The sequence below is a fragment of the Halorubrum sp. AJ67 genome (genome assembly GCF_000513435.1).
The window spans coordinates 1-1240 of record NZ_CBVY010000032.1 but is presented as its reverse complement, the minus strand read 5'-3'; the positions used below and the strand labels follow the sequence as shown (position 1 = coordinate 1240).

General features: G+C 69.4%; 1 protein-coding gene and 1 pseudogene. One reads left to right on the top strand and one right to left on the bottom strand.

The features are described from left to right. A partial coding sequence (locus BN903_RS14685) for a DUF1508 domain-containing protein (protein ID WP_048078445.1) occupies positions 1–806 on the bottom strand: 806 nt, incomplete at its 3' end. Positions 807–921: 115 nt separating this feature from the next. On the opposite strand from BN903_RS14685, the pseudogene BN903_RS14680 reads away from it, so the two are divergent. Then, a pseudogene (locus BN903_RS14680) lies at positions 922–1240 on the top strand (amidohydrolase family protein); the annotation flags it as partial.

Sequence of the window (1240 nt, the reverse complement as noted above, 5' to 3'; positions counted from 1 at the left end):
AGCGCGTTCCGCCGCACGCTGTGGAGTCCCTGCTGGGCCTTCCCGCGGCTGCTGTACCCCTGTCCGGCGGTCGCGATGACGTTGCCGTTGCGGTGGCGGAGCCGCCAGCGCGGCTTGCCACCGGCGTCCTCGAACAGCTCGAACCGGGCCTTGCTCTCGCGTAACGCCGCGGTCTCCGCTCGGACCGATCCGAGCGCCGACTCGGTCTCCGACAGCTTCTCCGTGGTCGCGGCGAGTTCGGACTCGGCCGCGTCCAGTTCCCCCCGGGTTTCGTCCAGTTCCTCTCGGGTCGCGTCCAGCTCCGCGCTCGTCTCGTCGCGCTCGGCCGTCGCGCTCGCGGTCTCGCTCCGCATCCGCTCGTAGTCCTCGTAGACGGGGTCGGAGAGCAGCGGGACGACCGTTCCCGCCAGTCCGATGAGCCCCAGTCCGAGGCCGTACAGCACGATCACGGTCGAATCGCCGGAGGAGGTGGACCAGCCCTCCGGGAAGATGCTCACGAACCAGACGACGCCGAGAACGCTGACCGCCGTGCCGAGGTACCCGAGAGTGGTGCCCGCCTTCCGCAGCGGGAATCGGATCACCGCCCCGAGCATCACGAATATCGGTGCCAACGCCGCCAGCGCGTACCCGATTCCCCGGGTCGTCGTCGCAGCCTCGGTGAAGAAGAACAGCACGACGCCGGCCAGTCCGAGCAACACGCCGAACCCGAACAGCCAGTAGCCGTTCACCTCGTCGTTCGTCGTCGGCGTGCCGATGCGGCGCTCGTACAGTCCGCCGGACGGTTTTGATTCGTTGTCACTTGCCATGCGCGAGTGAACTCCGGCAGTCCTGTTATACTTGTCGGGCGTCCGGGACGTGTGCGGCGAGCGCGGACTACCGCGACCCGAGCGTTTACCCGTCGAACGGTCCCTGTTGGGACGTATGTACGTGTTCGAAGGCGGTCGCGTGGCGGACGCGGACGGGACTCGTGAGGCGGACGTCGCGGTCGCGGACGGCGAGGTCGTCGCGGTCGGCGACCCGGAAACGGTCGCGGAGGCGATCGACGACGGGTCGGACGCGGATCTCACGCGGATCGACGCGAGCGGCCGGGTGGTCGCGCCCGGGCGTGATCGACGCCCACGTCCACGTGATGATGGACGGACGCCCGGATGTCGCGACCGCGGTCTCCGACAGCGACTACACGGCGAGCTACCGGACCGCGAGCAATCTGGCGGCGGCGGTCGAGGCCGGCGTCACGACC